The 22,850-nt window shown below is 41.1% G+C and carries 25 protein-coding genes and 1 riboswitch; of the genes, 7 read left to right on the top strand and 18 right to left on the bottom strand.

Annotated elements, in window-relative coordinates; all coding sequences use genetic code 11:
- Window positions 1-136: 136 nt before the first annotated feature.
- From thiD to MHB67_RS05635, 8 genes are all read right to left on the bottom strand, one after another.
- A complete protein-coding gene (gene thiD / locus MHB67_RS05670) occupies window positions 137-943 on the bottom strand; it encodes a bifunctional hydroxymethylpyrimidine kinase/phosphomethylpyrimidine kinase (protein WP_332284580.1) in 807 nt (268 codons plus the stop codon).
- 16 nt (window positions 944-959) lie between these two features.
- Window positions 960-1,973: a thiazole biosynthesis adenylyltransferase ThiF gene (locus MHB67_RS05665; RefSeq protein WP_257802754.1), complete on the bottom strand. Its 1,014-nt coding sequence runs from the start codon at window positions 1,971-1,973 to the stop codon at window positions 960-962.
- Complete coding sequence (locus MHB67_RS05660) at window positions 1,970-2,737, bottom strand: thiazole synthase (protein WP_025093416.1); 768 nt, start codon at window positions 2,735-2,737, stop codon at window positions 1,970-1,972. The genes MHB67_RS05665 and MHB67_RS05660 overlap by 4 nt, the downstream gene beginning before the upstream one ends.
- Window positions 2,738-2,741: 4 nt before the next feature.
- On the bottom strand, window positions 2,742-2,945 hold the full coding sequence (gene thiS, locus MHB67_RS05655; RefSeq protein WP_257802755.1) for a sulfur carrier protein ThiS: 204 nt from the start codon (window positions 2,943-2,945) through the stop codon (window positions 2,742-2,744).
- Window positions 2,942-4,054, bottom strand: a complete 1,113-nt coding sequence (thiO, locus tag MHB67_RS05650; RefSeq protein ID WP_257802756.1) for a glycine oxidase ThiO — start codon at window positions 4,052-4,054, stop codon at window positions 2,942-2,944. Before thiO ends, thiS begins: the two co-directional genes overlap by 4 nt.
- Complete coding sequence (gene tenI / locus MHB67_RS05645; protein WP_103132091.1) at window positions 4,038-4,655, bottom strand: thiazole tautomerase TenI; 618 nt, start codon at window positions 4,653-4,655, stop codon at window positions 4,038-4,040. Before tenI ends, thiO begins: the two co-directional genes overlap by 17 nt.
- Complete coding sequence (gene tenA / locus MHB67_RS05640) at window positions 4,630-5,340, bottom strand: thiaminase II (RefSeq protein ID WP_024425024.1); 711 nt, start codon at window positions 5,338-5,340, stop codon at window positions 4,630-4,632. The genes tenI and tenA overlap by 26 nt, the downstream gene beginning before the upstream one ends.
- A 78-nt stretch (window positions 5,341-5,418) precedes the next feature.
- Window positions 5,419-5,528, bottom strand: a riboswitch (TPP riboswitch).
- 59 nt (window positions 5,529-5,587) lie between these two features.
- Window positions 5,588-7,429: a monovalent cation:proton antiporter family protein gene (locus MHB67_RS05635; RefSeq protein ID WP_342492848.1), complete on the bottom strand. Its 1,842-nt coding sequence runs from the start codon at window positions 7,427-7,429 to the stop codon at window positions 5,588-5,590.
- A gap of 161 nt (window positions 7,430-7,590) precedes the next feature.
- Here MHB67_RS05635 and prpE point away from each other — a divergent pair, with 161 nt between their 5' ends.
- Window positions 7,591-8,334, top strand: coding sequence for a bis(5'-nucleosyl)-tetraphosphatase PrpE (gene prpE / locus MHB67_RS05630; RefSeq protein WP_122631189.1), 744 nt, complete (start codon window positions 7,591-7,593; stop codon window positions 8,332-8,334).
- Window positions 8,335-8,376: 42 nt separating this feature from the next.
- Here the strand turns inward: prpE and MHB67_RS05625 are convergent, their stop codons facing one another.
- The 4 genes from MHB67_RS05625 to MHB67_RS05610 form a co-directional block, all read right to left on the bottom strand.
- Complete coding sequence (locus MHB67_RS05625; protein ID WP_073204729.1) at window positions 8,377-9,279, bottom strand: RluA family pseudouridine synthase; 903 nt, start codon at window positions 9,277-9,279, stop codon at window positions 8,377-8,379.
- Between the two features lie 8 nt (window positions 9,280-9,287).
- Complete coding sequence (locus MHB67_RS05620; protein WP_003211364.1) at window positions 9,288-10,088, bottom strand: NAD kinase; 801 nt, start codon at window positions 10,086-10,088, stop codon at window positions 9,288-9,290.
- Between the two features lie 63 nt (window positions 10,089-10,151).
- A complete protein-coding gene (locus MHB67_RS05615; RefSeq protein ID WP_024425028.1) occupies window positions 10,152-10,781 on the bottom strand; it encodes a GTP pyrophosphokinase family protein in 630 nt (209 codons plus the stop codon).
- 33 nt (window positions 10,782-10,814) lie between these two features.
- Window positions 10,815-11,180 carry a hypothetical protein gene (locus MHB67_RS05610; protein WP_342492847.1) on the bottom strand — a complete coding sequence of 122 codons (366 nt, stop codon included), beginning with the start codon at window positions 11,178-11,180 and terminating at the stop codon, window positions 10,815-10,817.
- Between the two features lie 237 nt (window positions 11,181-11,417).
- Between MHB67_RS05610 and MHB67_RS05605 the strand changes: the two genes are divergently transcribed.
- From MHB67_RS05605 to MHB67_RS05585, 5 genes are all read left to right on the top strand, one after another.
- Window positions 11,418-11,996, top strand: a complete 579-nt coding sequence (locus MHB67_RS05605; RefSeq protein WP_073204723.1) for a CYTH domain-containing protein — start codon at window positions 11,418-11,420, stop codon at window positions 11,994-11,996.
- A 21-nt stretch (window positions 11,997-12,017) separates the two neighbouring features.
- Complete coding sequence (locus MHB67_RS05600; RefSeq protein WP_103132095.1) at window positions 12,018-12,785, top strand: lytic transglycosylase domain-containing protein; 768 nt, start codon at window positions 12,018-12,020, stop codon at window positions 12,783-12,785.
- 275 nt (window positions 12,786-13,060) lie between these two features.
- The gene (locus MHB67_RS05595; protein ID WP_008355333.1) at window positions 13,061-13,459 is read left to right on the top strand and encodes a thiol management oxidoreductase; all 399 of its coding nucleotides are present in this window, start codon (window positions 13,061-13,063) and stop codon (window positions 13,457-13,459) included.
- Window positions 13,456-14,367 carry a ClpXP adapter SpxH family protein gene (locus tag MHB67_RS05590; RefSeq protein ID WP_024425033.1) on the top strand — a complete coding sequence of 304 codons (912 nt, stop codon included), beginning with the start codon at window positions 13,456-13,458 and terminating at the stop codon, window positions 14,365-14,367. The genes MHB67_RS05595 and MHB67_RS05590 overlap by 4 nt, the downstream gene beginning before the upstream one ends.
- 295 nt (window positions 14,368-14,662) lie before the next feature.
- Entirely contained in the window at window positions 14,663-14,836 is a 174-nt protein-coding gene (locus MHB67_RS05585) for a hypothetical protein (protein ID WP_024425034.1), read from the top strand.
- A gap of 107 nt (window positions 14,837-14,943) precedes the next feature.
- On the opposite strand, the gene pepF is transcribed toward MHB67_RS05585, so the two are convergent.
- The 4 genes from pepF to mecA all read right to left on the bottom strand — a co-directional run bounded on the left by pepF (window position 14,944) and on the right by mecA (window position 20,581).
- Window positions 14,944-16,770 carry an oligoendopeptidase F gene (gene pepF / locus MHB67_RS05580; RefSeq protein WP_332284591.1) on the bottom strand — a complete coding sequence of 609 codons (1,827 nt, stop codon included), beginning with the start codon at window positions 16,768-16,770 and terminating at the stop codon, window positions 14,944-14,946.
- A 214-nt stretch (window positions 16,771-16,984) separates the two neighbouring features.
- Window positions 16,985-18,145, bottom strand: a complete 1,161-nt coding sequence (locus tag MHB67_RS05575) for a competence protein CoiA family protein (protein ID WP_332284593.1) — start codon at window positions 18,143-18,145, stop codon at window positions 16,985-16,987.
- Between the two features lie 162 nt (window positions 18,146-18,307).
- Window positions 18,308-19,828 carry a cardiolipin synthase gene (gene cls, locus MHB67_RS05570; RefSeq protein WP_024425037.1) on the bottom strand — a complete coding sequence of 507 codons (1,521 nt, stop codon included), beginning with the start codon at window positions 19,826-19,828 and terminating at the stop codon, window positions 18,308-18,310.
- A gap of 87 nt (window positions 19,829-19,915) precedes the next feature.
- A complete protein-coding gene (gene mecA / locus MHB67_RS05565) occupies window positions 19,916-20,581 on the bottom strand; it encodes an adaptor protein MecA (protein ID WP_024425038.1) in 666 nt (221 codons plus the stop codon).
- 263 nt (window positions 20,582-20,844) lie between these two features.
- On the opposite strand from mecA, the gene MHB67_RS05560 reads away from it, so the two are divergent.
- A complete protein-coding gene (locus tag MHB67_RS05560; protein ID WP_103132097.1) occupies window positions 20,845-21,510 on the top strand; it encodes a TerC family protein in 666 nt (221 codons plus the stop codon).
- Window positions 21,511-21,549: 39 nt separating this feature from the next.
- Here the strand turns inward: MHB67_RS05560 and spxA are convergent, their stop codons facing one another.
- Together spxA and MHB67_RS05550 are read right to left on the bottom strand one after the other, a co-directional pair.
- Entirely contained in the window at window positions 21,550-21,945 is a 396-nt protein-coding gene (gene spxA / locus MHB67_RS05555) for a transcriptional regulator SpxA (protein WP_003211421.1), read from the bottom strand.
- Between the two features lie 193 nt (window positions 21,946-22,138).
- Window positions 22,139-22,717, bottom strand: a complete 579-nt coding sequence (locus MHB67_RS05550; protein WP_024425040.1) for a GNAT family N-acetyltransferase — start codon at window positions 22,715-22,717, stop codon at window positions 22,139-22,141.
- Window positions 22,718-22,850: the final 133 nt, after the last annotated feature.

The following is a 22,850-nucleotide window of genomic DNA, read 5'->3' as shown; positions in this document are numbered from 1 at the left end:
TCCTATTTTTCAAGACATAGTATTAGTACCTGATCATAATATTATCACATATCATAAGAGAATGACAATTTCCGCTGAAAGAAAGTTTCATTTTCGCGAAAAAACCGTCTTCATAAGTGAAGACGGTTCGATTTCTTTATCGTTTGATTCTGTTTTGCTGATAAGCAAAATGGTTCGTAGGCCCGTGTCCAGATCCAATACGCAAAGGGAATTTAATGGCTTCATGAACAAAGGTTTCTGCTGTTTCAAAGGCTTCCTTCATCGAATATCCTTTCGCAATTTCAGCTGTTAATGCTGCTGCAAACGTGCAGCCTGTGCCATGTGTATGCGGTGTATCAATATGTTCATTTGTGACTTCAATAAAGCCTTTTCCATCATACAGCAGGTCTGTAATCATCCCATCAGATGGACCATGGCCGCCTTTAATCACGACATGTTTCGTACCTAGCTCATAAAGGCGCTCCGCCGCCACATAGCGGTCCTTTTTCGTCTGAATTTGTATCCCTGTCAGTACTTCTGCCTCAGGAAGATTCGGCGTTACAGCATAGCTGACAGGCAGCAAGTGTGTTTTCATCGCAGAGACCGCATCTTCATTTAATAAAGAGGCCCCTCCTTTTGCGATCATGACTGGATCTACAATCAGCTTCATATCATATTGAACCGTTTTTTCAGCTACAATCTTGATCATGTCTGCACTCCACAGCATCCCTGTTTTGACGGCATCTGGCAGTAAGTCTTCTGCCACTGCATCTATTTGACGCTCTAACGCCTCAATTGAAAGCGGGTATATCCCGTGAACACCTAGTGTGTTTTGCGCAGTAATCGCTGTGATCGCAGACATTCCGTACACACCGAGCTCCTGAAAAGTTTTCAAATCTGCCTGAATGCCTGCCCCGCCGCCAGAATCAGAACCCGCGATTGTGAATGCTTTTTTGATCGTCATTTCTTCACACCTCTCATTAGCCAATCCATTGATGATAAATGGTTCTTGCTTTGGCAATATCATTCGTACCATGAACAAGCGCTCTGCCATCTTTAAATAAGACAAGCTTAAACTCATCCTTTTGACACGAAAGCAAATATGGATTTTCAAGCACATCCATCCCTGCCCTCTTTAACCGAAGAGCTACTTCATGTAAAGGCGGCGGTGTTTCTGCTGCACTGCGGATTTGTACCGTATTGCGGCCGCATAGTACATCTGCCTTCGCTCTCTTGTCATATGAAAGAAATGGATAGGTCTTCAGTCCACAGCTTGGACATTGCTTCTTCTTTAAAGACGCGGCCGACCGAATGTCAGACCGTTCATTTTTCCATAAATCGAAGGATTTTAAAATTGGCGTCACTTGATGTCCTGTTAAATATTTAAGTGCATCTGCCACTTGATATGCGGCCACCTGCTGCACAACTGGACTAATGATACCTGCTGTATCACATGTCATGCCTTGTGCGGGTAAATGTTCAAGCAGACAGTGTAAACACGGCGTCTCACCAGGGATCACTGTGAATTGAATGCCATAACTGGCTACACAGGCCCCATAAAGGAACGGAATTTGATGTTTGACAGCGGCATCATTTGCGATCATTCTCACCTCAAAATTATCCGCTGCATCAACAATGATCGAAGCCCCACTGACAAGTTCGTCAATATTGTGAGCAGTCACATCGATCACGATTCCTTTGATGTGCACGTCACTGTTTACTTGCTTGAGTCTTTTTTCAGCCGCCACAGCTTTTGGCAGCCGATCCTTCACGTCTTGCTCCGTGTAAAGCTGCTGACGCTGAAGGTTGCTCCATTCAATATAATCTCGGTCCAAAATAGTGACAGAACCAACGCCGGCACGAACGAGCATTTCAGCACTTGCGGTTCCAAGTGCCCCCGCTCCAATAATGACCGCCTTTGAGTCATTTAGCCGCTTTTGTCCCTCTGTTCCAATTGGCTGAAAAAGCTCTTGGCGTGAATAACGAGTGCTCAAAATGACGGCATTCCTTCCTGTGGACTGCTCGCTGTTCCATAGTTTTTTAGCGGAATACGTCCTGCCTCGTAGCCTAGTCTTCCTGATTCAATCGCGAGTTTCATTGCTTTTGCCATTTTCACAGGATCCTTTGCACCAGAGACAGCGGTATTTAGTAATACAGCGTCTGCTCCAAGCTCCATCGCATAAGCTGCATCCTTCGGAGAACCTACGCCAGCATCAATAATGACCGGCACCTTCGCCTGCTCAATAATAAATGAGAGATTCAAAGGATTTAGTAAGCCTTGGCCTGAACCAATCGGTGAAGCACCAGGCATGATAGCATGGACACCGAGTTCTTCTAATTTTCTTGCCAGCACCACATCATCAGATGTATACGGCAGCACGATAAATCCTTCTTCGAGCAGCATTTCAGATGCTTTTAATGTTTCAACTGGATCTGGCAGAAGAGACCTTGAACAGCCAATGACTTCTACCTTGATCATGTCACAAAGCCCAGAAGCCTTTGCTAAACGGGCAATACGCACTGCCTCTTCTGCTGTACTTGCTCCAGCTGTATTCGGAAGCAGCGTATATTTTGATAAATCAAGCTGCTCCAAAAAATTAGGCTGAGATGCTTCGAATATGTTCATTCTTCTGACGGCAAAGGTTAAAATTTCGGCTTCCGATACGTTCACCGCTTCTTTTTGAACCTCAAATGATGGGTACTTTCCTGTTCCGAGTAATAGTCTTGATGTGAATGTTTTTCCGCCAATGTGCAGCATTGGATCATCCTCCTCCTACGAAATGAACGATTTCAATCGTGTCATTTGGTTGAATTTCTACTTGTTGAAACGCTTCTTTATCAATGATTTCATGGTTCTTTTCAACGATCACCACACGGGTTTCAAGCTGATAGGATGATAGCAGATCATAGATCGTTCCATTCTCTTGATCGAAATCAACGATTCTGCCATTCAATTGAATCTTCATACGAATAGTGCCTCCTTTCGTCCAATACGAAACGCGTGAAGCCATTCCTCTTTGACAGGTTCGTCTAATATGAGGTCACGAATGATTTCTCCCGTAATCGGTGCAAGTAAAATGCCGTTCCTGTAATGCCCTGCAGCAAAAAGAATACGCTTGTCTTCTGGATGTCTTCCGATATAAGGATGCCGGTCGTTTGTCGCCGGACGAAGGCCTGCCCAGCACTCTTCAATCGGCATCTCCTTAATAGAAGGCATAAGCTGAGACGCCTTTTGAATCACAGCTTCCATGCCGCCAAGCGTTGGAACAGCCTGCCACTCGTTTGGCTTCATTGTTGCGCCGATGACAAGCTTTCCGCTATCTCGCTGAACGATATAACAATGATCATGATAAATGGTGTGTGCGAGCGCCGGACCATTATTCCATACAGACACACATTCCCCTTTTACTGGATAAAGAGAATGCGATAATCCGAGCTCTTCAAAAAAACGGCCAGACCATACACCACTTGCGACTGTCAGTTCATCACATATGAATGTGCCCTTCGTTGTTCTGACAGTTAACGCTTCTTTGTCCCGCTTCACTTCGATCACAGGTGTACACTCTTTCACATCTGCACCGTACCGGACAGCCGCCTGCCATAAAGCCCTGCATACAGCATAAGGTTCCACATGCACATCCTCTTCAATCAAACCTGCTCCCAGCATGTGATCTGTAACTTGAGGCATGCATTTTTTTACGCTGCTTGCGTCAAGCCATTTAAATGTAGACAAATGCTGCATCCGGCAAAGGGCTTGCTTCTCTTCTTCTGTAAAGGCGACCTTCATGATACCGCCCGCTGAAGTTCGTATATCAATACCTGATTCATGCAGAAGATCGACTTTTAATTTTTCGTACAATGTCTGGCTTGCTCTGCCTGCCTGAAAGAAAACATCCTCATGACCCTCTCCTTCAGCATGTGCACCGAGCATCCCGGCAGCCGCACTTGTCGTTTGCTTCCCTATCTCATTCGCTTCAAATAAGACCACCTGTTTTCCTGCTTTTGCAAGGTGATAGGCGATGGAGATCCCTATGATTCCACCACCAATGATTGCAACGTCATAATGCTTTTTCATAAGGATTCTCCTTTACCTTTTCAGAAAATGCTTGTGCCATCATACGCGGCTGATGATGAGTAAAAATCCCAGACATGACAGCAATTCCTTTCACATTTGCTTGTTTCAATTCTGGAACTCGTTCTGGGGTCACCCCGCCGATGGCCACCACTGGAATTGTTAGTGCAGAAGTCAGTTCTTTCACAAGCTGTACACCTCTTGCCTGAAGTCCTGGTTTACAAGAGGTGTCATATACGTGCCCAAATATGACATACTCTGCTCCATTTTTCTCTGCTGCTTTTGCTTCTTCTATCGAATGGACAGACACTCCCGCATGAAGGTGAGGGAATTTTTTTCGCAGCTCTTTTGGCGAAAAGCTGTGGCCCGGGAGATGCACCCTGTGAATATTGGTAAGCAGCGCAACATCTACTCTGTCATTGATCACGAGCTTTTCTTTCGGTACACCTTCTAAAAGGAGATTCTTCACGAGATCAACAAGCTCACTTGCTGTTTTAGACCGTTCCCGAATATGAATAAAATCCACTTCAGACGCTATGGCTCTTATTTGTTTGATCAGTTCACCCGCAGGAAGGGAATCATTTGTCACTGCGTGGAGTTCCATTTGCACCAACCCCATCTAAGCATGCTGTTTGCCACATTTCTTTTTGATACGCCATCTCCCAAAAGTGATATTCATAATAGCTTGAAATCACGAAATTTTCTTTCATATTGGCCCTTACATGGTCTGGTGCTTTTTCTGCTAGTTCATCAAAGCGGTTCACTTGTTCGAAGACGAGTTCCTTAAACCAATCGCCTCCGTATGTCAAAATCCATTCTTGGTAAATTGGATGGTCAGGTGTTGTTTGTTTCAGCTTTTCACCTACCTCATAATAGAGCCAGTAACACGGTAATAACGCGGCTAAAATCTCTTCAAACCGTCCGCTTTTTACAGATCGGTACATATGAGAGGTATACGCATAAGCAGTGGGAGAAGGCTTAAAGTTCTCAATGGCTTCATCAGAAATTTGCAGAAGCTCTGTAAATTTCCGATGCAGCGACAGCTCTGCTTCATACGTGCCCTGGGCATGATACGCCATTCTGCCCGTCGTATGTAAGTCCTCACTTATCGCCGCTCCATATGCCTGCACCTTTGCAAAATGAGTTAAATAATAAGAATCCTGCATCACGTAATAGGTGAAACGATCGAGTGAAAGTGTGCCATCTCCAATCCCTTTGACAAAAGGATGTGTAAAGCTTCCATTCCACCATGTTGCTGCAGCCTCTTTACATTCTGTTGAAAACGTCATGTTCCTCTCCTCCTGTTTTTCCATATAAAAAAGCCACTTTCCGCGTGGAAAGTGGCTTGGAATTTGTAAAAAGCATAGTCAAAAACCGCACCACTTCCCTACGCAGGTATGAACCTGTTCAGGTAATGAGGGTCTAAAAGTGAACACTTTTATCTCAGCCCTTTTAAAGGACTCCCCTAGTGGATCAAATATATGATGTTGTACCTCTATCTTAATCAGGAATTGTTCATTGGTCAAGGGTTCATTGTCATTCTAATTGGGCTCTTAGTCCTGCCACATACTCCCGGGAGCCCGATACAAGCACACGGTCGCCGCTTCTAAGTGTCGTATCTCCATGCGGTACTAAGCTGTCTACCCCTCTAAAAATGCGGACAAATACCAAATCACCGGTGAAAGGAAATTCTCTCAGCATAACATTATGATAACGATTATTGTTCATTTGAATTTGATACAAAGAAGAATCCTCATTTGTTAGCAATCGAATCGCATCAGGTGCTTCAATCAAAGCTCTTAGCACCGTTTTAGATGACAGGAAAGTAGAAAACGTATCAATTCCCGCTTCCTTCAATGTCAGCTCTGCCTCTGCTTTGTTGACACTTGCAATGACTTGTTTTGAACCTTCTTCTTTTGCAAATAAAGCAATTTCCTTATTTTTCGTCTCACTGCCTGTTGCGACGACAAGGACATCCTCTTGACCGACGCCTGCCTTTCTCAGCGTCTCATCGTCGTATTGTTCAATTGATTCGACTTCAAAGATAGAGTCTGCCAGCAGTGCTTCCTTATTTTCTTGAAACACATGCAAAATCCGAATGTCATATTCATCCTGATGTAAATCAAGTGTGACAGGTAAGGTCAGCTGATTTGCACCAATAAAGGTCACACGCTTCTTATGGCTTGCCGTTTGTTCTTTTTTAAACAGCGCTTTAAACCAAACAGGTGTTAAAATACTCGTTAGCACAGCAACTAAAATCAGCGCTCCTGACATTTTATGATCAATGACACCGAGCCGCTCACCAATCGTCGCAGCTGCAATGACGAGAGATAAAGTTGAAGTTAATAAAAAGCCGGAGCCAATGACCTTTTTCATGTCATACCATTTTTTCAAATAAAGAATCGGGATGAGCTTACTTATAAGCAGCGCAATAAACAGAAGCGGAATCATGATCATAATCGTCGGGTCCTTAAACAGTGCCCATATATTCAGATCCACTCCGACCATCACAAAAAAGATCGGGATTAAAAATCCGTAGCCAAATGAGTCCAGCTGCTGAACGAGTTCTTTATTTGGCGAAAGAAGAGACACAAGCACACCAGCTAAAAACGCCCCTAGAATATTTTCAGCCCCGAGTGATTCAGATAAGGCAACTAAGACTATAATGAGAGTAAAGATTGCCCTTGTCCCAATTTGCACGGTTCCTTTAGACATCGACTGAAAAATTGACTTTGTCTTAAATACGCGGCCAAATAAATAAAGAAGAATACCTGCAGCAAATAATAAGAGCAGGAGCCACATGTTCCCTGTTCCATCTCCATAAATGGAGGAAAACACAGCAAGCAAAATCATCGTGACCAAATCGGCAATGACAGCTACAAGCAGAATGATTTGACCGATATTCGTCTGCATCAACTTTTCCTCTTTTAAGGTTGGCACCACTACGCCTAATGAAATGGTAGAGATAATGAGCGTCATTAAAAAGGCATTTTGGATAAACCCTGCGAGTACAAACGCATAGGACAGGATAAAAGAAATACAAAATACCCCAAGAAAAATCATGGTGGCTGCTTTAAATGTATTTGGTTCTTTTAAACCATTTGGAAGTTCTCGTGCTTTCTTCTTTGACTCAAAAGAAGAAAAATCTATTTCAAGTCCACTTAAAAACATCAGAAAAATAAAACCGAGCATGGATAATGTATCTAACCACGCATCATGTTCGACAACCAGTTGAAGACCGCTTTTCCCAATGATGAGCCCCGTGATGATTTCAGCTACAACGACCGGAATGGTCAGCTTAAATCGGTGCAATAAAATAGGGGTGAAAAAGGCGACAATAATTACGACAACGAGTGATGAAACAGATGTATGCTCCATTGGCTAAAGCCTCCTAACATTCATGTTTAATTTTTTAAGTCTTACGTTAAAGCATTGATTCTAACAATTGCCCAAATGAAATGAAAGCCATTCGTTATATTTTCTAAAATTCAAACTTCTTTATATCCGATGAATGGATGAAAAAATCAGGAGGAAACCTTATGAAATTCGATATTATTGGCGATATCCACGGCTGCTACGAAGAGCTGCTTACCCTCATACACAAACTTGGATACGAACTCAAACATGGATTACCCGTCCATCCTGATAAGAGAACGCTGGCCCTTGTTGGTGATCTAACAGATCGAGGACCTCAGTCAGTAGACGTCATGCGGTTTGTCATTCATGCCTATTCACACGGCGCAATCCGTTATGTACCTGGCAACCACTGCTTTAAGCTTTATCGCTACTTAAAAGGAAATCCCGTCAAATTGCTTCATGGCATCGAAACCACAGTGCACGAAATAAAAAAACTGCCAATCCATGAACAAAACAAATTGTCACATGAATTTAAGCAGTTATTCGAGAAGGCTCCGCTTTATGATGTACTCATTCCTGATGAGCTGATCATTGCACACGCAGCGATGAAGGAAAAGGATATTGGAAAAAAGCCGAATAAACAAATGCGGTCCTATTTATTATTTGGTGCCGTCACAGGAGAAACATGGCCAGATGGACGGCCTGTTCGCAAGGACTGGGCAAAGGAATATCACGGAAAACCGTGGATTGTGTATGGCCATACACCAGTGAAAGAACCTCGATTCGTTGGCAGAACGGTCAATATTGATACAGGCTGCGTATTTGGCAACAAGCTTTCTGCCCTCACATACCCTGAGCTTAAAACGGTCGCCGTTCCTTCATCCATGCCTTATGACGATTCTAGATTTCAGCATTTCACATCATAAAAAAACCCGGCCCTGCGCTGCAGGTGACCGGGTTTCTCTATGTTAAAAAAGCAATGATTTCATATCATCAGGAAGCGGGGCTGAAAATGTCATTTGCTCACCTGTCATCGGATGAGGAAACGCAAGGGTTTCACTATGCAGTGCCTGCCGGTCTATCCGCTCGGTCGTTCCGCCATACAGCGTATCTCCGATGAGCGGATGCCCAAGAAATTGCATATGAACACGAATTTGATGTGTTCTCCCGGTTTCAAGTGAGAGAGACACATCCGACATGTTCAACTCAGCGATTACCGCTCGCACGGAATAATGCGTTACTGCCTCCTGCCCAGCATCATCAACCATCCGCTCGATAATACTATCCCCTTTTCGGGCAATTTTTGCAGCGATCGTTCCATGTTTTTCTGTGATCATGCCATGTGTAAAGGCTCTGTATGTTCGTTTAACCGCTCCACTTTTTTGCGCCTTTGATAAAAGGCTATGGGCAAAGCGATGCTTCGCCACAAGCATGACACCAGATGTATCACGATCAAGACGGTTCACCAAATGAACCGTATGCCGAACAGACTGCTTGGCATAATGATGCAGTAATCCATTCGCAATACTGTGCTCAGGGTGCTCCCGAGAAGGGATCGAAGGAATATACGGCCTTTTATTCAGCACAAGGACATGCTCGTCCTCAAATATAATATCAAGTGGAATCGGTGCAGGCTTCAGCCCTTCACTCACTTTTTCCTCGGGAAATAAAATGGTGAGTCTGTCCCCTTCATGCAGCTCGCACTTCACGGTAACATGCTCTCCATTAATGAGGAGGTCACCGCCATCAAACTTAATATCCGTCAGCATTCTTTTCGAAATACCAAGATCAATTAAATATTCCTTTAAAAGCAGCCCTTCTTCTTTGGCTGTAATGGTTTTGTTTAACGTAAAGTATTCCAGCGGGAACAACCTCTTTCTTATTCTCCTTTTCCGATAAAGGAATCTTGCACCCTTTTCCAAAACGGAAACGGTCTAAATCTGGCAAAACGGACATTCTCGTCTGCCACCCGGCATTGAATGGATTTGACGTCTTTATGAAGCAGTGTCAAATGATCAATGGTCACCTGAAAATCGACATCATTCCTCGGTTTAATCACACAAGTATGATGGTCAGGCAAAATAAGCGGTGAACCGACCGTCCGAAACACTCGGTTGTTGATTGAAGCCATTTCCGCCAGCTGAATGGCTCTAATGGAAGGATGAATAATGGCGCCACCCAGTGCCTTATTATAGGCCGTACTGCCAGATGGTGTAGACAAACAAAGGCCGTCACCTCTAAATGTTTCAAACAGCTGGCCTCTAATTTCAACATCTGCCACAAGTGTCCCTTCCATGCTTTTAATCGTACATTCATTCATTGCTAAATATTTCTCTTCTCTGCCGCCGTCGTTGTATCTGACAATGACTTCTAAGATCGGATATTCCACAATATGATAAGGCGTTTTCGCAATGGCTAAGACGAGTTTTTCAATTTCACTCGGCACCCAGTCAGCATAGAAGCCAAGATGACCTGTATGAACACCGACAAAAGCTGTTTCATTTAGACGGTCGCTATAACGGTGAAACGCATAAAGAAGGGTGCCGTCTCCACCAACCGTAATGACAAGATCCGGTTCCTCTTCATTTAGTTCCATCCCAAAATCCAATAAGTAGGTCTGAATTTTACTTTTGAGCGTGTCAGATACAGAATTCCCTTTTGAAGAAACTGCAAATTTCATGAATTCTTCTCCTTTTTCACCTTGCTGCTATGAGAGGGCAGCATCTTATTTGATCAAACTGGCTCAGCTGTCGTTTTTCTTTTTTCGGGAAAATGCCACTTGTGCTTCTTGAATTTCCCCTCTGATTTCGGACATTTCTTCATCGAGACGAGATGCTGCCTCAGATGCTCTTTGAAGGCGCAGCTTGACCTTCTCCGGGATATTCCCGCTATATTTATAATTCAGAGAATGCTCAATGGTCGCCCAAAAGTTCATCGCAAGCGTACGAATTTGGATTTCGACGAGGAGCTGTTTCTCTCCACTTACGGTTTGCAGCGGATATAACACAACAAGGTGGTAAGAGCGGTATCCGCTTTCTTTATGTTCTGCAATATAGTCGCGTTTATCTACAACCACAAAATCTTTACGTGACTGGAGCATTTTTTTCACGACTTGTATATCTTCTACAAACTGGCACATAATGCGAAGCCCAGCAATATCCTGCATCGTTTCAATCTCATGCATCGGGATGTTTTTACGCTTTGCCTTTTCTAATATGCTGGCAACGGGTTTCACTCGGCCTGTGACAAATTCTACTGGTGAATGGTCATCCTCGAATTCATACAGCTTTCGAATGCCTTTTAGTTTCACTTTTAATTCTTCGACTGCTTGTTTATACGGTGCGAGGAATTGATCCCATTGTTTTTTGTCCATGAAACTTCCCCCAATTCCATATACCTAATTATTTCAGAGGAATGTGCTTTTCACTTTCTCTTCCATATCTCCGTAATTGGCATTGTCTTTAATATTGTCGATTAAATAATGTAATTCCTGTTGAAGCTGAATGAGTTCCAGCGATTGTTCATCCGATGCCAAATAGACAGGGATGTCACGATTCATTGCTTCTTTTAATGGAGCCCATGTATGTTCCCCTAAAATAAGATACGAAAAGGACTCCTCGGTTTCAAGTATGTAAACGAACGCAAAGTGATCAGAATCAACAAGCATTTGTCCTGATGCTTTTGCTTTTTGGATTTGCTCTTCTGACTGGATTGTCAAAATCAGACTGTCTTCTTTTAAAGTTGCTTCTGTGATTTCAATTCTGTTTTGCATCATGATCTCCTTTACAACAAAGTACAGCTTTATTTTATCATATCAAGTTCAATATTGATAAACCGAACTTTTTGAGAAAATCCTGTTTTTCTCTTTTAAATGATCCTTTCCCAAGATTCTTCATTCATTTTGGTCCATACCTAAATTGAAAATAGAGAGAAAAAAACAGTCTTTTACATGGTGAACACACTTCATGTACAATAATCATATTTCCTCTAATGAAAGGTTGATGTCAAAATGGCACAGGAAATTGAAATCGAACTAAAGCAATTATTAATGAAAGAAGAATTTGAACAGCTGAAACAGCATTTTCAATTGAAGAATGCGGATTTCCACACGCAAACCAACTATTATTTTGATACACCTCAATTTAATATAAAATCTCAATTGGCTGCATTAAGAATGAGAGAAAAAAACGGTCAATGGGTGCTCACATTAAAGGAACCTCACGAAATAGGCTTGCTCGAAACCCACCAAACGATCGCTCCCCCTTCTCAACTTGACGATTTTAAGCTGCCAGAAGGTGAAGTTGCGGACAGATTAGACCACCTGAACATTCAAAAGGATCAAATTGTGTACTTTGGTTCACTTGAAACGTCAAGAGCAGAAAAAATGATCCAAGAAGGCTTAATTGTTTTGGATCACAGCCGATATTTAACAGTAGAGGACTATGAACTTGAATTTGAAGTGAGCGACCTGGAAATCGGACAAGCCGCTTTCTCCGCATTGCTCCGCAAATTTCATATTCCAGTACGAAACACGAAAAACAAAGTCGTTCGTTTTTATGAAGAAAAAATGAAAACACAGAATAGATGAATTCCTTGAAGGAGGAACATGATGAACGTCAATCAACTTCAATCCTTTATGCAGCTTCAAGCGCTTAAAACGTTACAGACAGATCCATCACAAACGCAAATGTCTGCAGGTCAAGAATCGAATGCCCAAGCTTCATTTCAGTCGCTGCTGCAAGATTTTTTAGGCGGATCAGAATTATCACGTCTCCCGCTTTCCATCTCTGCTTTTATGGGCACGGACCCATCAACGGCTCCGAACACGCAATATGCGCGTACAAACCCATATTTATCTGCCACTTCCGGCAGTGATCAGCTTGAGGCCCAATCTTTGTATGCAAATGACAACCAATTAAATACAGCGAATGGCATTGGAAATGTCTTAAACAACAGCTACACGCCGCCGCTTCAAAAGGCTGTCTCCAGTGGCTCATCATCAAAAGAGATTAATCAAATCGTGTCACAAATGGCTCAAAAGCATGGCGTTCCCGAAAAGCTGATTCACGCGGTCATCAAACAGGAATCCGGCTACCGCACAAATGCTGTCAGCCATGCAGGTGCGCTTGGACTCATGCAGCTCATGCCATCGACTGCTAAATCACTTGGCGTCAACAATGCTTTTGATGCGTCCCAAAACATTGAAGGCGGAACGAAGTATTTAAAACAAATGCTCAATAAATATAACGGAAATATCTCACTCGCCTTAGCTGCCTATAATGCAGGCTCAGGAAATGTAGATAAATACGGAGGCATTCCTCCATTTAAAGAAACACAAAATTATGTAAAGAAAATCACAGCTCAATATTTCGCTTAAACCGAAGAGAATAACCTCTTCGGTTTTTTGTATGTCGCTTTTCCCCCTTTTTTGACTGAATGTGTTATGATATGGTCAATTGATCACAGAATCCGATTCTCTCTTTATTTCGAGCAGACCAAAGCGGTTTGTTTGTGGAATTGAGATGAGGTTGTTAAAATAAGTACAAGAATAGAAACAATAAAATAGAACAAACTGAATATCACTTTTGAAATAAATGAAATACGCAATAGGGTGAGTCATCCTATTAACTACGAGTAAAAGGAGTAGTCAACATGGTACAATCGTTTAACGCACCTTACGAAGCGGTTGGAGAGGAACTTCTATCGCAACTTGTTGATACTTTTTATGAAAATGTAAAGTGTCATCCTTTGCTTCATCCTATTTTCCCGGATGACTTAAAAGAAACAGCAAGAAAACAAAAACAGTTTTTAACGCAATATTTAGGCGGACCACCGCTTTATACAGAAGAGCATGGCCACCCAATGCTGCGGGCGAGACATCTCCCTTTTCCGATTACTGAGGAGCGGGCTGACGCATGGCTTGAATGCATGGAGGATGCAATGGATCAAGTAGGATTAACCGGCGATATTCGTGACTTTTTATTTGAACGACTTTCTCTGACGGCTCGTCATATGGTCAACCAAACACCTGAAAAGGATGGACGATCTTGAGCTGCAATACGCACGATCAATATTTCTCACACTGTCACGGACATCCTCAAAAGCCGATTGAAATCTATGTATTCATTGATCCTCTAAGCCCTGACTGCTGGTTATTAGAGCCGTCCATTAAAAAGTTGAAAATGAAATATGGCCGTTTTTTCACTTTACGAACGGTAACAAGTTCTAGTATTAATGCTTTGAATCGGAAAAGAAAGAAACATTTACTGACTGAAGCATGGGGGAAATTTGCCACTAAAACGCAGACCAAAAAAGAACAAATGCTGTCTGAACAAATTGTGACATCACCCTACCTCGCCTCACTCGCACTAAAAGCAGCGGAACTTCAAGGCAGAAAATGTGGAATGAAGTTTTTGCGTCTCATTCAAGAATCACTTTTTTGCCATCAGCAAGATGTCACAAGTGAGCAGGTGCTGATAGAAAATGCAAAAAGTGCTGGACTGGACATCGAGGAATTCCAGCGCGACATTCATTCTCAAAGTGCTGTGAAAGCACTGCAATGTGATATGAAAATTGCAGCTGAAATGGACGTATCTGAGCTTCCGACCTTCGCCTTTTTTAATACCGTAAATGGAGACGAAGGATTAAAAATTTCAGGTGCCTACTCTTATGATATTTACGAAGAAATCCTTTTTGAAATGATTGGTGAAAAACCAACACCATCAGAACGGCCTCCAATTGAATGGTTTATTGCTTACTTTCAATTTGCTTCCGCAAAAGAGATAGCCGTTGTCTATGACCTGACGCTTGAAGAAGTTGAACGAGAAATGAAGAAGCTGGCTTTCGCTCAAAAGGTAGAACGTGTCCAAGTGCAGCAAGAAATGTTTTGGCGCTATAAAGAGAATGACCACCATACAGATCTTGATGTCTATCGCTGTGAAAATGAACATGGGTGCTGACCCATGTTTTTCTTTACCTTCACCAAGAACATTTGTTCTGTTTATAAATACGAAGAAACCGCGCCGGGATAAGCGCGGTTTCACTATGTCTTAACGACAACAAAGGGGATGGGAGAAATTTTTCACGGTCAAACAAAGGGGTAATGTTTGTATGTGATTAATTTCACATCTGTAGTATATCAAATTTTGTCGACTTATGACAACAGATATACTATATGTTCATATTTTTGTCACAAAACATAAGAGGGTTGTCACTTTCATATAGTAAAAGTAACAAAAAAATGGGGGGACCTGCATGCGCAGCACAACTATTGGACTTGTTGCCATTGGCTTATGTTTCTTTTTAAATATATTAGGCTTAATGAAGATGCTTCCTCTTTATTTGACGTCTCCACTCTTGTTTGCTTCGATTCTTTTTACGCTTTATCGAATGAATCATCGTAAGACCTTTAGAGGTTTTAAAGGTTGATGATTAACAAGGAACGGCCTCGACATCTGAAGAGGTCTTTTTTTATGAGAAAAAAACTCCTGTCAAAAGATGAGATAGCACTCACACGTCTGACAGAAGTCTTTTCATTACTCACCTGTTTTGGAGATGAGCTCTTCCATTTCTTTTAGTTTTTCTTCGAACAATTGACATGCCGCTTCGATTGGTTCTTTAGAAGCCATATCAACACCTGCTTTTTTCAGCACATTGATTGGATAATCAGAGCTTCCTGCTTTAAGGAAATCGGTGTAGCGCTCTACCGCTGGTTTTCCTTCTTGTAATATTTGCTTGCTTAATGCCTGCGCCGCGCTATAGCCTGTCGCGTATTGATACACATAATAGTTGTAATAGAAATGAGGGATTCTCGTCCACTCTAATCCGATTTCCTTATCAACCACCATACCGTCACCAAAGTACTTCTTGTTCAGGTCATAATAAAGGTTCGTCATAAATTCTGGCGTTAAAGCCTCTCCTTCTTGTGCTTTCACATGAATAAGATGCTCAAACTCAGCAAACATCGTTTGTCTAAATACCGTTCCTCTAAATCCTTCTAACAAGTGGTTTAATACATACAAACGCTGCTTTTTATCGTCTAAATGATTAAGCAGGTATTCGCCTAGTAACGCTTCATTTGTAGTGGAAGCCACTTCAGCTACAAAGATACTATAGTTTCCATACGGATATGGCTGGTGCTTTCTTGTATAGTAGCTGTGTACAGAATGCCCAAATTCATGAGCCAGTGTAAACAAATTATCAATATTATTTTGCCAGTTCATGAGGATATATGGATTTGTACCATAGCTCCCAGATGAATAAGCACCGCTTCGTTTCCCTTTATTCTCATAAACGTCTACCCAGCGATTTTCGAGTCCTTCTTTTAACACGGACACATATTCTTCTCCTAATGGGGCTAACCCTTTCAGCATATAATCCTTTGCTTCATCGTAGGTGAGCTTCATGCCAGCATCTTTCACAAGTGGTGTGTACAAGTCGTAATTGTGCACTTCATCAAGCTTTAATACCTTTTTGCGTAATTCAATATAACGGTGTAATAACGGTAAATATTGATGAACTGTATCAATTAGATTGTCATACACTTCTTCCGGGATGCTGTTTCGTGATAATGCTGCTTCTCTTGCCGATTTGTAATTTCGTACTTTTGCATAAAAATTATCCTTCTTAATTGAACCGCTCAGTGTAGAAGCAAGTGTATTCTTATACTGATCATACGTTTTATACACAGCTTTAAAGGCATTCTTTCTCACTTCACGATCATCACTATTTAAAAATGTGATAAAGTTGCCGTGGGTAATCTTCTTTTCCTCCCCATTCTCATCCTTTACAGAAGGAAAAGAAATGTCGGCGTTGTTAAACATACTAAAAGTAGTAGATGAAGATGAAAGTGGTTCAGAGGCCTCAGCTAATAAAGCTTCTTGCTCCTCACTTAAAATATGTGGACGCTCTTTATTAATTTCTTCGAGAGCATGTGAGTACAGTTTTAATTCTTCTTTTTCTAGTATGAATTGCTGCAATTTATCTTCTTGAATCGATAAAATCTCTGGAACAATATAAGCAGATGTACTAGACAGCTGTGTAAATAGATTTGATGCCTTATCATTTAACGCCTGAAATGATGAGTTCGTTGTATCTTCATCGTATTTCATGTGCGCATATGTATAAAGCTTGCCAAGCTTTTCAGAAAGTTGATCCTGAAAGGTTAGGGCTTCATACAGGACATCAGCAGAATGGGCCAGCTTGCCTTTAAATTGTGCCAGCTTCGGAATTTCTTTTTTGACCGCTTCGAATTCCTTGTTCCATGCATCGACGCTTTCAAAAATATCTTCAAGGCGCCATTTGTTTTCTTCTTTTACTTCGCTTCTGTCTGGTAGATGATTGTTTTTGATTTGTGAAGTCATATGAATCCCCCTTGCATGAGTTGTGTTGAACCAACCTTTCGGAAAGTGAAAGAAATTGGTGTTGTATTTATCTTCTTTGTTTTGAACTATATTTGTCAAATCATATGCAGAAATAAATACCAAACAGACTAAAAAAATGAGAAAAAAGCGTTTCTTTTGATTCAATAGCAGCACCACCTTTTTCTTATCATGATCAAAGTGGTGATGAAACATGCTATTGAAATAAGAAAGCATCTCGTTTTAACACTTCATCTAGTGTTCGTATAGGCATTTGATTCGACGATACTTCATAATTACCCTCTTTCGTCATATGTAAAAACCCTTGTCTTACAAGCGCATTTACATATGCAGTGACCACCTCTTTTATTTCTTCTCTTGAAACATCGCCATATCGGAGTTTCACTTCTTTCATTTGCACACATCGATTGATTTCCATCATTAGCTGCTGAATTGTCACTCTTCTGCTTCCTTTTTTCCTCATCATCCAATCATAGAGACACCCCTGCCAAACATACACGGGACTTGTAAAAATATACGCTTCTTGCACTGGAATAAATAACTCAGTTGGCAAAAAAGTGAATGCTGTTTGATGATGCTCATAAAAAATATCTCTCAAACGTTTGCTTTCATTTGATAAAATGCGAGGAGGACGCAGTCTAAATTGCTGTATACATTTAATCCATTGTTGGTTTACTTGACGCTTGCTTGAAGGCGGAGATAGAAATGCCGGAATTTCGCGGTATGCTGAAGGTGGTCTGACAGTTATTGCCGCACATATTTTCGTTGATTGAAACACAAGGAATTGATCAAGATGGATGAACCTATTCTGGATCGGGCAGAAAAAAATCAACCGCCTTTCCTCTGATTCCCTTAGAATTCCCCAATGAATGGAGGAGAAAGAAAAAAGCTGGGCAGATTTTCGGTTTAAACGATTTGCCCCTATCATCCATATGGGAAAGAGCCCTGCCTCGCGGAGACCTGCTGTTCTTCTGCGAAGCTCTTGCCGGGAAATATTTGCACATTGAAATTCGATTGCATAGGTTTCATTTCCTATAGAGACGGTCACATCAGGACGCTGATGAATCTTTGACATATACTTTTCCAGCGCCGGTTTATGTCCAAGCCCCTTCAGCCAATTCATAATAGCTTCCTTTCCTGCCTGATGATAAGCCGTTTCGCCAGAGGCTAACGGACATGCTGTCAGCTGTTTATGCGCAAAATGATAGACACGATGCTCCCCTAGCTTTAATTGCACCTCCTCCCTGCACTCAGGACAATAGAATTTGCACGTATTTCTTACATGCTCCAGACGGCTTTTCGATAAATGATGTGTCATTCGGATAAGCTTACCGTTATCCATCATTGCTGTATTCATTCAGTTCGCCCCTCGCTCTTTGATGACCGTATTATAGCTTGTTCGTCTATAAGGAAGCGAAAAGGCAAAATGAATTTTTACCGTGTCAAAAGATGATTTTAATGATCATCTCTTCAGGAAAATTAAAAATCCCCCTTATAGAAAAGGGGGAAAATACAATCTTTATAAAAGTGGTGATAATAATCTTGCTGTTGATTCAAACAGTCTGACCCCCAAAGGTCTCTTTGCAAACTCTTCTGGAACAATTTCATGTGACTGCTCTAAATCACCTAAGAAATCGTTGACGAGCTTCTCGGTGCTTTTTGTTTTATAGAGGAAGGCATTCACTTCAAAGTTCAAATGAAAGCTTCTCATATCCATGTTTGCCGTTCCTATCGAAGCCAGCTCGCTGTCCACAATAATAAATTTACTATGCATAAAGCCTTGATCATACTCGTACACCTTTGCCCCTGCGTCCAGAAGCTCCGGGAAGTATGAACGAGACGCATGGAAAACAATCCGTTTATCTGGATTCTTTGGAGCAATAATCCGTACATCTACTCCGCTCAATGCGGCAATTTTCAATGCGGACAAAATATCATCATCCGGCACAAAATACGGTGAAGCGATCCAGATGGACTTTTTGGCGGAGATGATCATGGAGAAAAAGAGATTTTTAATGACCTCCCACTGCTTGTCAGGCCCGCCAGCAATCATTTGTACGCCTTCTGTTGTACTCTCAAGGTGGCTGAAATCTTTGAAATAGTCCACACCTGAGCATCTTTCATTCGTCATATAATACCAATCCTGCATGAAAATCTGCTGGAGGTCACGAACAGCTTCGCCCTTAATCATCAAATGAGTATCACGCCAGAATCCATATTGTCTGCTTCTGCCCATGTATTCGTCTCCAATGTTAAGCCCGCCGACAAATCCCACTTCCCCATCAATTACGACAATTTTTCTATGATTTCGGAAGTTGATTTTATTATTTAAAAGGGGGAGCCTTACTGGTAAAAACGGAACGATCTGAACGCCAGCCTTTTCTAGGTCAGCAATATATTGACGAGAAAGCTTTAAGCTTCCTACATCGTCATATAAAAAGCGGACAATCACGCCATTTTTCGCTTTTTCAATGAGAATGTCCTTTAATTCTTGGCCAAGGTCATCGTGACGGAGAATGTAATATTCTAAATGAATGTGATGTGTTGCTTTTTTAATCTCTTCAAAAATATGAGAGAATGTTTCTTCACCATTGGTTAAGACTTTAGAGGACGTGCGATATGTAATAGGAGTATGTCCAAGTCTGTGGGCCAGCTTAAATAAGAGCTGCTGATGATCACCCATATGCGTCATTTTTTCAATTGCTTCTCTATGGATACTTTCATCTTCCTGGATTAACTTCTCGTCCAATACCGCCTTCTTTTCAAACAGTCGGCGCTTTTTAATATTGCGTCCAAAGAAAATGTAGAACAAAAAGCCGAATAACGGAAAGCTGCCAAGCAGGACAAGCCATGTAATCGTTTGAGACGGATTCCGGTTCTCCAAGAAAATAACAAATCCGATGAAAATAATCGATAAAGTAAATAGAACACTGACAGAACTTAATACACTTACCGCTAAATCACCGACAATCAATTGGATGATTAAATAAGCACCTATCGTAATGATTAGAAAAAATAGAACTTTGACTACATTTCTCATTTCATTTTTCTCCTTGCCGATCTCTTTATTTACCTATTCATTCAGATAAAAAAGCCGATTCCTCTATAGAAATCGACTTTTTGTGAGTTACGAGAAGTGCTGTTGAATCGTTTCAAGGGCATTCCCTTCGATAATCAGCTGACCGTATTCTTTCAGTCTGTAGATGCTGACCACTGATTCATGAGCATATTCAAGCAAAATGCTGAGCTTATTCTCCACTTGCTCATCTGACAAATCCTCGTGGAAGTCAACATATAGATAATAACGGTTTTCAAACGAATATAAACTTGTGGTAAAATCCTGCATATTTAATTGAGAAAGTGCAATCAAATCTTCAAAGTCATCCATTTTCAACACGAATTGAAGTTGAAGTTTTTTGTCCTTCTCATTATGGTCTTCTTGATCTTGCTCTTCTTTATGAAAATCATCAAGCAGTGCGTCTAAGCTTTCTTCATCTGTTTGATCTTTTTTATCTTCTGGAATCGGCAATTCGAGCTTTTGTCCATCTTTAGAAAGTTGGGCTTTTGTCACGACAATTTCAAGACCTTTATCAAGTGCCTGTACTTGAATCCAAAGCGGTCCCTCTACTGCAAATTCTTCTTCTTCGTGCACTTCGTCCATTACTTCCCAAAACAGCTCTTCACTGCGCTCACGATTATACCAAATCTCTTCACGGTCAAATCCGCGATCTTCAATATCACCGTAGGAAATATAAAATTTCACTGTATGTTCATTTATTCTTTCGATTTCCATTTTGCCAACCTTCCCTTCTATATAAGATGTTGAAGGGACATACAAGCTCCCAATTAATAGTACTTTACTACACTTTACCCGTTCCGTCTACATGTTAACCGTTTAAAGAATTGAGGTATTGCTTCGTACTGTCTATTTTATGATAAAACATGAATAAAAGAAATAAAAACGCATTTTTTGCAGAGAAAACTTGCAGAAACATATATTTGAATTGTCTTCATATATTGGTTGTACGAGCTCTATTAGGACAAGAGGTGAAATGGATGGAAACAGAGTGGATCGTATCCTTACTGATGATTATTGGCATAGACCTGATTTTAGGCGGAGATAATGCGCTCATCATTGCGATGGCCAGTCGCAGTTTATCACATGACAAACGCAATAAAGCCATTTGGATCGGCACTCTTTTGGCCGTTCTGATGAGAATTACAATGACGGGTGCCGCAGTTTATTTATTGACTATCCCTTATTTGCAGTTTATTGGTGGTCTTTTTCTCCTTTATATAGGATACAATCTTTTAATTGAACAAAAGAAGGAATCGATTCGGATTAAGAGCAGCGGCTCCCTTTGGCGTGCGGTTCAAACCATTGTGATTGCCGACCTCTTTATGTCACTTGATAATGTCATCGCAGTTGCAGGTGCAGCAAAAGGCAACATGATTCTGACCGCTTTTGGTCTCATGATTTCTGTACCGATTATTATTTGGGGAAGCAAGCTGATTCATGCGGCTTTAACTAAATTTCCGTTTCTTTTATACGGAGGAAGTGCGCTTTTGGCCTTTACTGGCGGCGAAATGATTGTGCGTGATGTGAAATTGACTGAATTTATGTCACAGCATGCCACGCTTGAATTGATGCTTCCGTTTTTAACCGTCATAGTGGTCATATTAGCCAGCCTCTTTTACGAACAAACGGCTGAAAACAAATAAAAAAAGCTGCCAAATGATCGGCAGCTTTTCGTGTTTTTATTAGTTAGCAAGTCGCTGAGCTTCTCTTAGTTGGAATGTACGAACCGTTCTTGGTAAGAAACGTCTAATTTCATCTTCATTGTACCCAACTTGTAATCTTTTTTCATCCAAGATAATTGGACGACGCAATAGACCTGGATGCTCATTGATTAGTTTATACAATTGTTGAAGCGGCATTGTCTCAACATTGACATTTAGTTTTTGGAATACTTTTGAACGTGTTGAGATAATTTCGTCTGTACCGTCTTCTGTCATTCGAAGAATTTCTTTGATTTCATCGATTGAAAGAGGCTCAGAAAAAATATTTCTCTCTTGATATGGAATATTGTGCTCTTCTAACCACGCTCTTGCTTTTCTACATGATGTACAGCTTGGTGATGTGTATAATGTTACCATAAATCTTCACTCCTCAATTTGTAGAATGAATATTGATCTGTATTCTTAAATTAAAATTGTTCTAAATAAGTAATCTTTATAGTGATTATACTATAAAAAAGTAAGTGTGAACAGATTTTCTTGCAATTTTTGTGACAAAAACTAGACAATTTCATTCATTTTGTGGTGCTGCTTGATGTCAGAACATTCTCATTTAGTCGAGATGATCGAAAATATTTTTTTGCTTTCTATTTTCAATGATCTTCAATACATCATCAACATCCTCATACGATTGTCCATACCATTCTTCATCTTTATACGTATGGATTCGTTCATAGGTCTTCCTCATGGCTTCCATGATCTCTTCCTCATGATTTGTAAGAGGCGACCAATAAAGAATTTCCATGCGGTTCACTTCATTTGTTGCAAGTGACCTGCGTTTATAACCGATTGATTCTGCATGCTTGAAGTGCTCTCTTTGGTAAAACTTTAGGCGTTTTGCAGTATCTGCATCATCTTCATCTACAGGCTCGACCTCAAGCAAGATCGGTTTCTTTTTTTCCTTCAGCTTATGAATAAGCTTTGACCCGAGGCCTTCACCTCTTGCATCTTTGGAAACAAATAAATAATCAATAAAGATGAAAGAATCAAATTCGGCGTACATCATCACATGATGAGGTCCTTCCTCCTTATGATAAATATCACTTCTTTCCTTTAATAAAGCTTCCATATGCTCTTTTGACTTCATTTCTTCTATCGGGAAATATTCACTGAGCTTTTCATACCAATTCATGGATCTGCTCCTTATGCTATAGTTAAGAACCACTTCCTTAGATATTCCCGATTTCCTGCTATTTAAACGCCTGTACTAGTAAGACGCAGCAAAGTCTAAAGTAGTTTCACTTTTTTTCAATTAACGCAAAAAA

Source organism: Bacillus sp. FSL H8-0516 (assembly GCF_038635285.1).
Classification (GTDB): domain Bacteria; phylum Bacillota; class Bacilli; order Bacillales; family Bacillaceae; genus Bacillus; species Bacillus safensis.
Note: the sequence above shows the minus strand (reverse complement) of the source record. Positions and strands in the feature narration are given on the sequence as shown.